This window comes from Nesterenkonia ebinurensis, from assembly GCF_008711175.1.
Classification (GTDB): domain Bacteria; phylum Actinomycetota; class Actinomycetes; order Actinomycetales; family Micrococcaceae; genus Nesterenkonia; species Nesterenkonia ebinurensis.
In genome coordinates this window covers 117,680-131,572 of record NZ_VWNF01000041.1, presented here as the reverse complement: position 1 = coordinate 131,572, position 13,893 = coordinate 117,680, and the positions used below count along the sequence as shown (strand labels likewise).

At 62.4% G+C, this 13,893-nt stretch carries 13 protein-coding genes; 9 read left to right on the top strand and 4 right to left on the bottom strand.

The window, feature by feature from the left end:
* Position 1: 1 nt before the first annotated feature.
* The 3 genes from F0311_RS11895 to F0311_RS11885 all read right to left on the bottom strand — a co-directional run bounded on the left by F0311_RS11895 (position 2) and on the right by F0311_RS11885 (position 3,598).
* Complete coding sequence (locus F0311_RS11895) at positions 2–2,038, bottom strand: TRAP transporter permease (RefSeq protein WP_150462153.1); 2,037 nt, start codon at positions 2,036–2,038, stop codon at positions 2–4.
* On the bottom strand, positions 2,038–2,436 hold the full coding sequence (locus F0311_RS11890) for a DUF1850 domain-containing protein (RefSeq protein ID WP_191089902.1): 399 nt from the start codon (positions 2,434–2,436) through the stop codon (positions 2,038–2,040). Before F0311_RS11890 ends, F0311_RS11895 begins: the two co-directional genes overlap by 1 nt.
* Positions 2,437–2,566: 130 nt before the next feature.
* Complete coding sequence (locus tag F0311_RS11885; protein WP_150462151.1) at positions 2,567–3,598, bottom strand: TAXI family TRAP transporter solute-binding subunit; 1,032 nt, start codon at positions 3,596–3,598, stop codon at positions 2,567–2,569.
* A gap of 243 nt (positions 3,599–3,841) precedes the next feature.
* On the opposite strand from F0311_RS11885, the gene hglS reads away from it, so the two are divergent.
* The 9 genes from hglS to F0311_RS11840 all read left to right on the top strand — a co-directional run bounded on the left by hglS (position 3,842) and on the right by F0311_RS11840 (position 12,697).
* A complete protein-coding gene (hglS, locus tag F0311_RS11880) occupies positions 3,842–5,224 on the top strand; it encodes a 2-oxoadipate dioxygenase/decarboxylase (RefSeq protein WP_150462150.1) in 1,383 nt (460 codons plus the stop codon).
* Positions 5,225–5,233: 9 nt separating this feature from the next.
* A complete protein-coding gene (locus F0311_RS11875) occupies positions 5,234–5,824 on the top strand; it encodes a short chain dehydrogenase (RefSeq protein ID WP_150462149.1) in 591 nt (196 codons plus the stop codon).
* Positions 5,821–7,014 (top strand): NAD(P)/FAD-dependent oxidoreductase, encoded by a 1,194-nt coding sequence (locus F0311_RS11870; RefSeq protein WP_150462148.1) that lies wholly within the window; start codon positions 5,821–5,823, stop codon positions 7,012–7,014. Before F0311_RS11875 ends, F0311_RS11870 begins: the two co-directional genes overlap by 4 nt.
* A gap of 14 nt (positions 7,015–7,028) precedes the next feature.
* On the top strand, positions 7,029–8,537 hold the full coding sequence (amaB, locus tag F0311_RS11865; protein WP_150462147.1) for an L-piperidine-6-carboxylate dehydrogenase: 1,509 nt from the start codon (positions 7,029–7,031) through the stop codon (positions 8,535–8,537).
* A gap of 124 nt (positions 8,538–8,661) precedes the next feature.
* Entirely contained in the window at positions 8,662–9,606 is a 945-nt protein-coding gene (locus F0311_RS11860) for an ornithine cyclodeaminase family protein (protein ID WP_150462146.1), read from the top strand.
* Between the two features lie 6 nt (positions 9,607–9,612).
* Positions 9,613–9,933 (top strand): hypothetical protein, encoded by a 321-nt coding sequence (locus F0311_RS11855; protein WP_150462145.1) that lies wholly within the window; start codon positions 9,613–9,615, stop codon positions 9,931–9,933.
* Between the two features lie 9 nt (positions 9,934–9,942).
* On the top strand, positions 9,943–11,394 hold the full coding sequence (locus F0311_RS11850; RefSeq protein ID WP_150462144.1) for a sodium:solute symporter family protein: 1,452 nt from the start codon (positions 9,943–9,945) through the stop codon (positions 11,392–11,394).
* A gap of 3 nt (positions 11,395–11,397) precedes the next feature.
* Entirely contained in the window at positions 11,398–11,976 is a 579-nt protein-coding gene (locus tag F0311_RS11845; RefSeq protein ID WP_150462143.1) for a hypothetical protein, read from the top strand.
* Positions 11,977–12,034: 58 nt separating this feature from the next.
* Positions 12,035–12,697 carry a GntR family transcriptional regulator gene (locus F0311_RS11840; protein WP_223881298.1) on the top strand — a complete coding sequence of 221 codons (663 nt, stop codon included), beginning with the start codon at positions 12,035–12,037 and terminating at the stop codon, positions 12,695–12,697.
* 44 nt (positions 12,698–12,741) lie between these two features.
* On the opposite strand, the gene F0311_RS11835 is transcribed toward F0311_RS11840, so the two are convergent.
* Positions 12,742–13,887, bottom strand: a complete 1,146-nt coding sequence (locus F0311_RS11835) for an Mrp/NBP35 family ATP-binding protein (protein WP_223881297.1) — start codon at positions 13,885–13,887, stop codon at positions 12,742–12,744.
* Positions 13,888–13,893: the final 6 nt, after the last annotated feature.

Here is a 13,893-nt window from a genome sequence, read left to right as displayed (position 1 = left end):
GTCAGATCGACTTGATATGCAGACGGTTCTGAGCCTTGGCCCGAATCATCTGCACGGCCAGCACAGCGGCCACCAGGCCGATGCCGATCAGGTCATAGGTCAGATCCGTGGAGAGCATCATCACCGCGCCTACGGCGATGACCGGGCGCAGGTACCAGGCCATATCCACCATGAAGTGGCCCTCCAGGGCAGTTGCCAGCAGCAGAATCGCCAGGAGGGCCGAGCCGACCACCTGCACCCCTGTGATGAAATCCACATCGCGCAGCAGCAGGTCGGGGTTGTATACGAAGATATAGGGGATCACATAGCCGGCGGCCGCCAGCTTCATCGAAGCTACACCGGTCATCATCGGACGACCGCCGGAGATTCCGGCCGCGGCGAAGGAGGCCAGCGCCACCGGAGGAGTGATATTGGCGAAGAGCCCGAAGTAGAACACGAACAGGTGGGCCACCAGCGGCTCCACGCCCAGCTCCACCAGGGCCGGTGCGGCCATCGTGGCAGTGACGATATAGGCGGGTATCGAGGGCAGCCCCATACCCAGCACCAGGCAGGCGACCATGGACATCACCAGGGTCCAGAACAGCACCCCGCCGGAGAGATCCACAATGGCGCTGGCCAGAATCACGCCGAAGCCGGTGATGGAAACCACTCCGACGATCACACCCACCGAGGCGCAGGCGACGGCCACCGAGATGGCCGAGCGGGTGCCCTGGTCGAGGGCCTGGATCATATCCATCGGGCTCATCCGGGTGGTTTTGCGGATCATCGAGATGCCGATGGTCACCAGAATGGTGAACAGGGCGGAGTACAGGATGGTGTATCCGGTGAAGAACAGCATGTAGATCAGGAACACCAGGGGCAGCAGCATATGGCCGCGCTCCTTGAGCACCTGGTGCACCGCCGGGAGGCTGTCCTTGGAGATGCCTTTGAGCCCCATCCGGGTGGCCCGCAGATGGATCTGGGCGATCAGGCTGATGTAGTAGAGCAGTGCCGGCACGATCGCAGCCAGGGCCACCGTGGTGTAGGGAACACCGAGTGTCTCGGCCATAATGAACGCGGCCGCGCCCATGATCGGTGGCAGGATCTGCCCGCCCACACTCGCGGTGGACTCCACCGCACCGGCAAAGGTCCGGGTATAGCCGATCTTCTTCATCAGCGGGATGGTGAAGGCACCGGTGGAGACCACATTGGCGATTGCCGCACCGTTGATCGACCCCATGAAGCCGGAGGCCACTGTGGCTACCTTGGCCGGTCCACCGCGGGTCTGTCCGGCGATGGCCAGGGCCAGGTCGTTGAACAGCTGGCTCATCCCCGACTTCGCCAGAAAAGCGCCGAAGAGGATGAACAGGAAGATATAGGTGGCTGAGACGCCGACTGCGGTGGAGAAGATCCCCTCCGTGGTGGCGTAGAAGTTATAGGCCAGGGTGTCCCAGTCGTAGCCGCGATGCCGGAACAGTCCGGGGAGCTCGCGGCCGTACATGCCGAAGAGGATGAACAGCACTGCCAGGATCGGCAGCGCCCAACCAGTGACCCGCCGGGCGGCCTCCAGCACCAGCACCACCAGCAGGGCGCCCACCAGCACGTCGGTCATGGTGAAGCGGCCGGCCTGCAGCACGATGGACTCGTAGTTCACCACCAGGTAGATGGTGGGTACGGTGGAGGCCAGGGCCAGCACAGCATCCGGGATCCGCCACCAGTTCTGCCGCGCCTTCCGCGAAGGCGGGTAGAGCATGAAGGTCAGGAACAGCATGGCAGAGACATGGATGGACCGGTGGATCATCGTGGCCGGCGGCCCGGCATAGGCAGTCCACATGTGATAGAGCGCGGTGAAGACCGCCACTGCACTGATCAGCAGGGCCAGAGGCTTCCACTCAGTGGTGCGCACCCGGGACTCGGCATCATACTTGGCCACCGCCTCGGCGGCCTCATCCTGCAGCGCCTCCCGGGCATCGGCGTCCCCGGTGTTGAGCTCGACCACATCAACCCCAGCTTCAGGTGTTCGTCCGGGCTCAGGCTCGGCGGTCTTCTTAGACGTCATCACGGTGCGGTCTCAATTCTCAGTTCTAAAGGTTCGCGGTCAGGGAGCTGGTCTGCGCTGATCGTCACATCGTCCCCAACAGTGAGCTCGTAGTCTGCGCTGTGCGAGTGGAACCAAGTGATCGTATCGAACTTCCGGTCAATGTTATCGATCCGGATGTTTCCGTTGCCAAAGCTGACATCACCCTCATCTAGAGGCATCCCAGCGCCGTACTCTTCAAACTCGGTGGCCTCCAGCACCAGATACGGCTGTCCGCCCTCCAGGGGGATCTCCACCCGGTAGTAGTCGGTCCAGGGCGAGAGCTCGATCGAGTGGATCCAAGTCTGGCTGATCTCTGTGTCGTGCTCCACCGGATATTCGGCGTAGACCTCATCGGTGCGCTGGTGGGAGATGACCACCCGTGGCTCATCCTCAGTCCCCGCAGCACAGCCTGCACTGCTGCCTAGGGTCAGTGTGAGGACGCCAACGGCGGCCGCTGAGCCGCAATAGCCCAACAGCCGCCGTCGCCGGTCCGGGAGTTTCAGACGGTCAGTCGAGGTCGACGCCGTTCTCCTCGAAGTAACGGGCGGCGCCGGGGTGCAGCGGCACCACGATGCCTTCAGTCACCGACTCCAGAGTGATCTGCTCTGCAGCGGCGTGTGAGGAGTGGATCCGGTCCAGGTTGTCGAAAAGAACGGCGGTGATGTCGTAGACCGCGTCCTCGGAGAGCTCTGCGGTGACCAGCAGGTGGTTGGTCACACCCACAGTCTCCACATCCTCCTCGTCCAGGTAGGTGCCGGCGGGGATGAGGTCTTCTGCGAAGAAGTCATGCTCGGTCAGCAGGTTCTCGCGGCCCTCGCCGTCAATTGGCACTGAGACGAAATCAGTGCTGGTGCCCAGCTCCACCAGGGTGGGGTTGGGCAGCCCGGAGGTGACGAAGGCGGCGTCGATGTGGCCGTTGGCCATCTGGTCAGTGGCCTCGGCGTAGGAGAGGTAGTCCTCGTTGATATCCTCGTAGCTCAGACCGTAGGCGTCCAGCACCATCTGGGCGTTGAGCTCCACGCCGGAGCCCACATCTCCCACGGCGACATTAGCGCCCTCAAGGTCCTCCACCGACTCAATGCCAGAGTCAGCGCGGGCCACCAACTGCACGGTGTTCGGGTAGAGGGTGGCGATGGCCATCAGATCATCACGCGGTTCGTCCTCGAACGGCCCGGTGCCCTCAGTGGCCTGCACAGTGGCATCGCCCATAGTGAAGGCCAGCTCGGCGTCACCGTCGGTGATCATGTTGATGTTCTCCGCCGAGGCGCCGGTGGCCTGCACCGAGGTGTCGGAGTCCAGCTCATCGGCCAGGATGTCGGTCATAGTGGCGCCGATCTGGTAGTAGACCCCGGAAGACCCGCCGGTGGCGATGGTGATGAAGTCGGCGTCCAGATCGCCCACCTCAGACTCGTCAACAGTTTCACCGGCTTCGGCATCACTGCCGTTGCCGTTCTCGTCATCGTCCCCGCAGGCGCTCAGCAGCAGGGCTGCGGCAGCCGCAGCTGCGGTCAGACGGGTGGCTTGGGTTGTCCACGTCATCGTGATTCTCCTCAATAGTCAGTGATGCGGTGTGTGTCACTAGGCTACGTGAACCGTTGCACATTCTCCCAGTTCCCTACGACCGTGTGGCTCAATCGTTATCGCCGCGGTGAGCCGCATCAGTGCAATGCCGGAGGCTGTGCGCCTCGGCATCACCATTGACACCTCGCGGCACGGCCAATTAGTGTCACCAGAAGTAATCGGTTATATATAACTCTCGATAACAGAGAAAGGGAGTGCCCGATGCAGACATGGGAGCTGCGTGCCGAGTTCGCGCTTCGAATGTCCAGAATGTACGGAGAGGAAGTGCCCGCCTATAACACGCTGGTAGAGGTCTCCACCGAGGTCAACAAGGACTACCTCGACAGGCTCGGCCATGACGCAGAACGGCTGGGCAGCATTGACCGGGTCACCGCAGAGCGACACGGTGCCATTCGCGTCGGCACGCCGGAGGAGCTCAGCAATGTGGCTCGGCTCTTCGCCGCCTTCGGCATGTACCCGGTGGGCTTCTATGATCTCCGGGACGCTGCGGCCTCATCCGTGCCGGTGGTCTCCACGGCCTTCCGCCCTCGGGACGCGGATGAACTGGCGTTGAACCCGTTCCGTGTCTTTACCTCTATGCTCACTATTGATGACCCGCGGTTCTTCGACAAGGAACTGCGCCGCGAGCTCTGGGACTTTATGTCCCAGCGGGAGCTGTTTGGCCAAGAGTTGTTGGGTTTGGCTGATCAGGCGGCAGCGGATGGTGGGATCGAGGGCAGAGAAGCTCCTCGGCTGCTGGATCTGGCTGTAGAGTCCTTTGTCCTCTCGGATTCCCCCATCACAGAGAGCTGGTACCGGCGCCTGGAGAACATCTCAGCGGTGGCCGCGGACATCGGCGGGGTGGACTCCACCCATATCAACCACCTCACTCCGCGGGTACTGGACATCGATGCGCTGTACCAGAAGATGGAAGCCCGCGGAATCACGATGATCGATGAGATCCAGGGCCCCCCGCGCTGGGAGGGCCCGGACATCCTGCTCCGTCAGACCTCCTTCCGCGCTCTGTCTGAGAAACGAGTGTTTGAGTTTGATGATGGGACTGTGGGCCCAGGCAGCCTGAAGGTACGTTTCGGTGAGGTGGAACAGCGGGGGATCGCGGTGACCCCCGCCGGGCGGGAACTCTATGACACCATGCTTGCCGAAGTGGACAAACGTGTGGCTGAGGGTGGCGATACTTCCCGCAAACCGGAGATCGCTCTGCAGGTGTGGCGAGAGAACCTCCCTAGCACAGAGGCCGGCCTGGCACAGCAAGAACTGGGGTACTTCACCTACGCGGTAGCAGAAGAGACAGATCAAGCAGCGGGGCTGTCTCTTGAGGATGCGGTCAGCCGAGGGTTTGTGGAGCGGACTCCGATCGTCTATGAGGATTTCCTGCCGAAGTCAGCGGCAGGAATCTTCCAGTCCAATCTGGACGGTGATGGTTCCAGAGACGACACTGCGGCAGCAGTCTCCTTTGACATCCACACCTTGTCCGAGATTGTCGGCCGACAGATCATAGAACCTACCGATATGTACCGTAAGCAGCAGCAGGACTCGATCGACCAGGTCACTCAGCGCCTGGGGCTGGACCCAGGGGAGAGATAAGGAGCAGTTGTGAAGATCGTGATTGTGGGAGGCACCGGACATGTAGGCCAGGCCGCCGGTGCAGTGCTAGGCGAGCACCATGAGATAGTGAGTCTCTCCCGCAGCTCCGATCCGCCAGTAGACATCACAGAGCCGGCTACCGCGGGCAGGGCGTTCCAGCAGGTCGGTATGTTCGATGCACTGATCATTGCCGCCGGAAAGGCCCCCTTCAAACTTGTTACTGAGCTGAGCGAAGACGATTACCTCAGTGGTCTGCAGTCCAAGGTGATCGGTCAGGTCAGCGTGGCCGCAGAGGCCCTGGATCGCATTTACGATGGCGGATCGGTGACCTTGACCTCGGGCATCATCGGGCGTGAACAAATTGCTGCCGGTGCTGCCTCTGCGATGGCAAACGGCGCATTGGAGCACTTCGTCAAAGCAGCCGCGGTGGAGTATTCGCGCGGGATCAGGCTGAATATCGTCAGCCCGAACGTGCTGAGCAGCGCGGAGAAGTACCATGCTTTCTTCCCAGGCTTTGAGCCGGTTTCAGACCGGTCTGTGGGGCTGGCCTACCGGCGTGCTGTTGAAGGAGTGGACACTGGCAAGGTCTTTGTCCTGTGAGTGTCCGCACCGTACCGCTGACGCTGCCCTCCGACGACCTCACCCAGCCCCGTGCTGCTGATGTGGTGCTTATCGGAGGGGGCATCATGGGGGTCTCCATCGCGTATCACCTGGCCGCTGCCGGGGTGCGGAACATAGTGCTGGTGGAGCAGTTCGAGCTTGGCAGCGGATCCTCAGCAAAACCACTGGGCGGGGTGCGTGCCAATTTCTCCGACCCGGGCAATATCCAGCTGGGCCAGCGCTCGCTGGAGCGCTTTGCGCGTTTTACCGAGGACTTCGGCACTGATATTGAACTCTCCCGGGTCGGCTACCTCTTCCTGGCCCGTACCGAAGAGCAGCTGGCCGCCATGGAAGAAGCCACCGCACGGCAGAACAGCCTGGGGGTCAACTCCCGGCTGATCAGTCCCGAGGAGACAGGAGAGCTCAATCCCTACCTCAATACTGGTGCACTGTTGGGGGCCTCCTTCTCTCCGGAGGATGGGCATGCTGATCCCAGCGCAGTAGTGGAGGGTTACGCCGTTGCTGCGCGCCGGCTGGGGGTGACCATCCTGCCCCGTACTGAGGCGTTAGAAGTCCAACGGGCAGCAGGAGAGATCTGTGCAGTGACCACCAACCGCGGATGTATCACCACCGATGCGGTGATCTGCTGCGCCGGGGCATGGAGCGCCCAGATAGGCGCACAGGCCGGCGTCGAACTCCCCGTGGTGCCGGTACGTCGGATGATCGGCCTGACCCCGCAGCAGCATGCCGCCCACCCCGCAGTCCCCTTCACCCTGGACCTGGGCACCACTTTCTACTTCCACAACTACCGCAACGGCCTGCTGCTGGGCATCTCCCACCAGCAGGAACCTGGCCTCAACCGCGAATACTCCAACGAGTGGCTAGCTGAGTTCAACGCCGCTGCCCGTATCTGCGCCCCGCAGCTTGCTGAGCCGGAACTAGCCTCAGGCTGGGCCGGGTTCTATGAAGCCACCCCTGACCACAACGCGCTGATCGGCCAGGATTCCCATGTCGCCGGCTTCTTCTACGCCACCGGCTTCTCTGGCCATGGCTTCCTCCAGGGTCCTGCGGTGGGCGAACTGATCACTGACCTCTACCTGGGCAGGGAATCCTTCATGGATGCCACGCAATTCTCCGCAGATCGGTTCATGAACGCTGAATCTGTACTGCATGAAGTCAACATCATCTAAAGGAGCAGAACACCATGTCAGACCTCATTGAGCACACCAAGGCCGCACTCTCCGCCTGCGGAGTCGATGTCGATTCGCTCAGCGGCGGCCTCGCCGCCCGTAACCCCATTGACGGGAAGAATCTGTTGCACCTTCCGCTGCACAGCAAGGCCGAGGTCGCTCAGGCGGTCGAGAAGGCTGAAGACGCATTCCCCGCATGGCGCGACACCCCCGCACCAGTCCGCGGCCAAACCGTCAAGCGCTGGGGCGAGCTGCTAGCCGAACACAAGAAGGACCTGGCCTTCCTGGTGCAGGTGGATGCGGGCAAGATCACTTCCGAGGCTGAGGGCGAAGTGCAGGAGATGATCGACATCTGTGAATTCGCCCTGGGGCAGTCACGCATGCTCTACGGCAAGACCATGCCTTCGGAGCGACCCGGTCACCGGCTGATGGAGACCTGGCACCCGCTTGGGGTCGTCGGCATCATCACCGCCTTCAACTTTCCAGTAGCCCCCTATGCCTGGAACACCGCCAACGCCCTGGTAGCCGGCGACACAGTGGCGTGGAAGCCTTCTGAAATCGCTACGCTCTCCGCCTTGGCCACTGATGCGCTGCTAGCCCGCGCGGTCAGCGAAACTGGGGCGCCTGAAGGCATCCACCAGTTGGTGCTCACCGACCGTGAAGGCGGTCAAGCACTGGTGGACAACCCTGCGGTCAAACTGGTCTCCGCCACCGGTTCCACCCGAATGGGCCGGGAGGTCGGCCCCCGGGTCGCTCAGCGCTTCGGCAAATGCCTGCTGGAGCTGGGGGGCAATAACGCCGCCATTGTCAGCGATAAGGCCGACCTGGAGCTCACCCTGCGTGGAGTGGCATTCGCCGCTGCTGGTACTGCCGGCCAGCGCTGCACCACGCTGCGCCGACTCATCGTCCACGAATCGGTCAGTGAACGACTGACCGAGCAGCTCGTGGTCGCCTATAAGACACTCAGCATCGGCGATCCCCGAAAGGAAGGCACCCTCGTTGGGCCGCTGATTCACCAAGCCGCCTATCAGGGGATGCACAAGGCGCTCAACGCAGCCAAGGAGCAGGGCGGCGAACTGCTGGTGGGCGGTTCCCGTGTTCTGCAGGACCAGTTTCCTGAGGCTTACTATGTGGAACCGGCCATTGTGAAGATGCCCACCCAGACCGAGGTGGTCACCCAGGAGACCTTCGCTCCCATCCTCTACGTGCTGACCTATCAGACACTGGAGGAGGCCATCGAACTGCACAACTCCGTTCCACAAGGACTCTCATCCTCAATCTTCACTGAAGATCAGCGTGAGGCGGAGATCTTCCTCTCTGCTGCCGGTTCGGACTGCGGTATCGCGAATGTCAATATCGGCACCTCCGGAGCTGAGATCGGTGGGGCCTTCGGCGGAGAGAAGGAAACCGGCGGCGGCCGTGAATCCGGCTCAGATGCCTGGAAGGCCTATATGCGCCGGGCCACCAATACCATCAACTACTCCGGGGAGCTGCCCCTGGCCCAGGGCGTGGAGTTCATCTGAGGGTGTTCACCCCTGCAGAGAGTGTTTAGGAGGGCCTGGCCCTCACCTCTTCCCGTGGCGCCTGGCAGCTGCTAAATTACCTTTTCAATCATTAGTGATCGATAACCGACAGAACGAGGGGTTTATGTCGCAGCCTGAGTCCGGGGCACCTCTATGGATCGGGGTGGAGGAGATTGCAGAGCTCATGCCGATGCGCGCAGCGGTCGACGCTCTGGAGGAGACGTTAGTAGCTGGGTTCGACCCTGAGGATGACGGGGAGCGCTCCAGGCTGACCACCCCGCGGGGCCAAATGCTGCAGATGCCCTCAGCCAGCTCTGCGTGGTGCGGCACCAAGGTGGTGACTCTGCGGCCAGGCAATGAGAAAGTGGGCCTGCCCGTCATTCAAGGTGTCTACTTGCTCTTTGACGGGGAGACTCACACCCCGGTGGCCACCTTAGACGGTGCCGCACTGACTACCCTGCGCACACCGGCCACCACCGCTCTGGCGGTCAGGCACGCCGCAGCAGCTTCAGCCAGTCGTGCGGTGGTCTTCGGCACCGGTGTCCAGGCACACGCTCATATTGAGGCGCTGCAGGCTGTGATGAACCTGGTTCACCTCGATGTTGTGGGCCGCAGCACGGAAAAAGTACAAGCCGTAGCTGAAACGGCCGAATCCCTGGGTGTCAGTGCGCGCGTGAGCGGGCCGGAGGCCGTGGCTGAAGCTGATGTGGTGGTCTGCTGCACTGCATCTCCGGAGCCGCTGTTCGACTCCGGTCTGCTGAAGGATCATGCGACGGTTGCCGCGATCGGTTCCCATGACCCCCACCACCGTGAGACTGACAGTGCACTGGCGCAACGATCCGCCGTCATCGTGGAGTCCCGCTCCAGTGCTCAGCGCGAGGCTGGAGACCTCATCATCCCTGCCACAGAGGGCAGCTTCGACTGGGGCGCCGCCACCACCCTCAAAGACCTCGTCACCGGCAGGGCGGAACTTCCGCCAGACATCCCCCGGTTCTTCAAAGGCACTGGAATGCCGTGGCAGGACCTGTCCGTGGTGGCGGGGATTTACGCACTCAAGAGAAGGAAATGAGAGAGAATGACATCAAGATCAGAACCCGCAGAGTATCCTGCGCGACATCGGTCTACGTGGAGCGATCCGGGCATTGTCCTGCTGATCGTACTGCTGGTGATGTCCGCGATCATCTTCATCTGGTGGCCCAGAGAGCCCCATCCCGGCGGCGTAGCGCTGGTGGGATGGATCATGTTCGCCACCATGCCGGTGTCTATCGCACTGACCGGCATCTACGTGCTGTGGATGGAACGCCTAGAGAAGGCTGTCGGAAAAGACATCGATGAGGTCGAGTCTGGCACCACAAGTGAACTGAGCGGCACGGCGGCCAACCAGGCAGAGAGCTGAGGGAAAACCATGCAAGTACAGGAAACCATCATCGTCACGGTCTATCTGGCCGCGATGATCGGCATCGGAATCTATTTCTCCAAGCGGGCTCAGCGTTCAGCGGATGACTACTGGACGGCGGGACGCAACATTAACAGCTTTGTCGGCGGGGTGGCCCTCTTCGCAGCCCTGGCCTCAGCCAGCTCCCTGATGGGTGCGGTCGGCGGTGGCGTATCACTCGGGCTGCCTTTCCTGATGACCTACGGCTTCGCGGCCACGGCCATCCTCCCCTTCGCGGTATTTCTGATCTCAGGACAGATCCGGCGCACCGGAGTGCGCACTATGCCGGAGTACTTCAAGCTGCGCTACAGCAAGGCAGTCGGCGCAGTGGCCGCAGTGATTGTGGTGATCACCATGACCTTCTACATGGTGCCGCAGCTGACTGCCTCCGGGCTGATCGGCCAGTATGTCCTCGGTATTGACTACACCGCTGCGGTCATCATCTTGGGCCTGGGTTTCACCCTCTATGCTGCATTGGGCGGAATGTGGGCCATTACCTACACGGACCTCATCCAGGGCATCATCATGGTAGGTGGCCTGGCTATCGTGGCCACCGTCATCTGGGTCTCCCATGATGGTCCGCTCAACCTTATTCAGGAAGCACTCGAAGTAGACCCCGCATTCGGCGATGTGAGCCAGCACTGGATGACCTACTTCGGTATTTTCCTGGCCTTCCTGTGGTTCGGTGTGATCTCCCCCTCCGCAGTGATGCGTAACTTCGCCTCTAAGAGCGCGAAAGTAGCCCGCCGGTCAGCTTTCGTGGCTGCCATCTTCTACGCGTCGGTCTTCTGCTTCGGCTTCATGATGGCCGGTGCCGGCGCCACGTTAGGCACTATCGGTGAACTGGACAACAATGACATGATCTTCCTTCAGGTCATCGAGCTCTACCTTCCGCCGATAGTCGCTGGGATTCTCTTGGCCTCGCTGATCTCGGCCATTATGTCCTCTGCTGATGCCATGCTGCTGGCCATCTCGGCCGGAGTCTCCCAGGACCTCTTCAAGGGATACATCAAAACTGATGCCAAAGAGAAGACCGTGGTGCGGCTTGGCCTGGTGGTCATGTTCCTCGCGGCATTCGCCGGCATCCTGATCGCATTGGACCCACCGGGGCTGATCGCCATCATGGTCGGCTGGGTCGGTGGCGCGCTGCTGTCAGCCTTCGGGTTCCCGATTGTGCTGGGGATCTGGTGGAAGCGTGCCAATGCGGCAGGAGCTATGGCCGGCATGCTCGGCGGCGGCATCACATTCGTGATTCTGGTCTCAGGAGACTTCTTTGCCCTGGTCGCTGAGCCGATTATCGCCGCCCCGGTCTCACTGGTCCTGATGGTAGTGGTCAGCCTGCTCACCACCCCGCCGCCGGCGCACATCCAGCGCGAAGTTGAGCTCAACCACACCAACGTACGGGACAAATTGGAGGTATAGCTGTTGGGCATCCAACTGATCGGAGAAAAATCCGCTCCGCTCAGCGATAAGGCATTTCTCTCCGGTGTGCGGAGGGGACTGGGTCCGGTGCGCCGGTTTCGGGTCTCCTCCGCACAGGCGGAGGCTGCCATCAGCTCCAGGAAGCTGATCCACCACCCGATATGGCTGGCCAAGATCCTCAGCTATGCGGACCGCCCGCCGTTTCCGCCGAAGGTCCGGCCTAATGTGGTCTTCATCGATGCCGTTTCCGGATACCGGGGGGTCATGGAGACCATCCCGCCGCTGCGTGATCCTTTGGGGGACGACGACGCCGCAGCACACCAGAGTGCCTTGAAGATCACCACCGCTGAGCAGACCAGGCCCTACATCAAGGCGGTGCTGGACAAGGTAGACCGCAGCTACATGATGAAGAAGCCCCGGCACAGCATTGAGGAGATCACCCTGGTCTACCTGCCCCTGTGGAGGGTCAAACTCGATCTGGCTGAGGGCCCCGATGAACTGATCATCAATGCCAACACCGGAGAGCCAGAGACCTATATGGCTGACCAATGGTCCGCCAGTTCCTGGCTGAGCCTGGGCTGACTGTGGATAGTACACTGCTCTAGACCGTGGAGAGGACTAACTGGATGCGGGGCAGCCGTTGAGGATCAGCACAAGCCAGGGGTGGGTGGCCGGCTCAGTGACCCGGCAGACACTGAAGGACTCCACGGAGGCCATGATCCGCCGTGCCCTGCTGAGCGGTCAGATGAAGCCTGGTGAAATCTATTCAGCGAACGCCCTGGCCAGCCAACTTGGTATTTCCAACTCGCCGGCGCGCGAGGCGATGATGTCCCTGGTGGACAAGGGCCTGCTGGAGCTGGTGCGCAATCGCGGGTTCCGGGTGGTGGAGCTGACTCCGCAGGACAAGCTGGAGGTCTACGACCTGCGTATGCTCATTGAGGTGGAGGCCGTCCGCCGGGCCGCACAGCTGGACCTGGACGCGGAGACCATCCAGCAACTGCGCGCCTTGGCGGAGCAGACCGTGGAGTTCTCCACCCACCATGATGTCTCCGAGTACCTGGAGGTGGATCAGAGCTTCCACTCCAGCCTGGTGGGGCTGGTGGGCAACCGCCGCTGGCTGGATATTGTCAACACTCTGCGCGACCAGTCACGAGTCAACGGCTTCTATGCCTACCTGGCAGAGGACAACGGTCTGCCGACGACCGCCGATGAACACGTGGCAATCGCCGAGGCTGTCATCTCCGGTGATGCTGAGCGGGCTGCCGAGCTGATGGCCCGCCATCTTGACTACGCCAAACCATAAGGGCACCCCGCTGCGACCGGTGCGAGAGCTCCCGAGCTGCGGAACTATCGCAGACTGACCGGCAGATGCTTGCCGGCGAGGTGACGGGAACGGGACGCCAGGCGCTGCGCCACAGCCTGTAAGGCCTGTCCGGCAGGGGAGTCCGGTGCGGAGACCACGGCTGGGACGCCGTCGTCGCCTGCCTGCCGCAGACCAGTGTCCAGGGGGACCGAGCCGAGCAGCGGCACCTCAGTCTCCAGCTGCTCGCTGAGCCGCTCGGCCACCAGTTCCCCGCCCCCGGAGCCGAAGAGGTCCAGCAGGCTGCCATCAGGCAGGGTCATCGGGCCCATGTTCTCGATCACCCCGGCAATCCGCTGGTCGGTCTGGGTGCTCAGGGCTCCGGCCCGCTCCGCCACCTGGGCGGCGGCGGCCTGCGGGGTGGTGACCACCAGCAGCTCCGATCCCGGCAGCAGCTGGGCCACCGAGATGGCGATGTCACCGGTGCCCGGGGGCAGGTCCAGCAGCAGCACGTCCAAGTCTCCGAAGTGCACATCGGTGAGAAACTGCTCCACCGCCCGGTGCAGCATCGGCCCGCGCCAGGCCACCGCCTGGTTGCCGTCCACAAACATGCCGATCGAGATGGTCTTGACCTCGTAGGCCACCGGCGGCAGGATCAGCTCATCCAGCCTTGTGGGCCTATCGGTGATGCCCAACATTCCTGGCACGGAGAAACCGTGCACATCAGCGTCGATCACCCCGACCTTCAGACCCTGGGCGGCCATCGCGCAGGCCAGGTTCACCGTGACGGTGGACTTGCCCACTCCGCCCTTGCCGGAGGCCACCGCATAGACCTTGGTGAGCGAATCCGGCTGGGCGAACCGGTTGATCTTGGTCCCATTCGGCCCAGCTCCCTGGCCGCCGCGCAGCTGCTCCTTCAGCTCCGCACGCTCCTCAGGGCTCATCACAGCCAGGGTGACCTCGGCGGTGCGCACCCCCTCGGCGCGCACTGCGGCGGTGCTGACCTCCTCCACGATCCTGCTGCGCATGGGACAGGCTGAGATGGTGAGCTTGACGGTGATCTCTGCCAGTCCGGCATCGTCGACTCCCACCGCACCCACCATGCCGAGCTCGGTGATCGGCACCCGCAGTTCGGGGTCCAGCACCTCGGCAAGCCGGCGGCGTACGCGTTCGGCAGCAGCTGATTCACTCACCCGTCC

Bases quoted from the DNA above. Each gene is read 5' to 3' on its own strand.
- amaB (WP_150462147.1), top strand. From the start codon at position 7,029: ATGTCAGACCTCATTGAGCACACCAAGGCCGCACTCTCCGCCTGCGGA.
- hglS (WP_150462150.1), top strand. From the start codon at position 3,842: ATGCAGACATGGGAGCTGCGTGCCGAGTTCGCGCTTCGAATGTCCAGA.
- F0311_RS11885 (WP_150462151.1), bottom strand. From the start codon at position 3,598: ATGACGTGGACAACCCAAGCCACCCGTCTGACCGCAGCTGCGGCTGCC.
- F0311_RS11855 (WP_150462145.1), top strand. From the start codon at position 9,613: ATGACATCAAGATCAGAACCCGCAGAGTATCCTGCGCGACATCGGTCT.
- F0311_RS11850 (WP_150462144.1), top strand. From the start codon at position 9,943: ATGCAAGTACAGGAAACCATCATCGTCACGGTCTATCTGGCCGCGATG.
- F0311_RS11860 (WP_150462146.1), top strand. From the start codon at position 8,662: ATGTCGCAGCCTGAGTCCGGGGCACCTCTATGGATCGGGGTGGAGGAG.
- F0311_RS11895 (WP_150462153.1), bottom strand. From the start codon at position 2,038: ATGACGTCTAAGAAGACCGCCGAGCCTGAGCCCGGACGAACACCTGAA.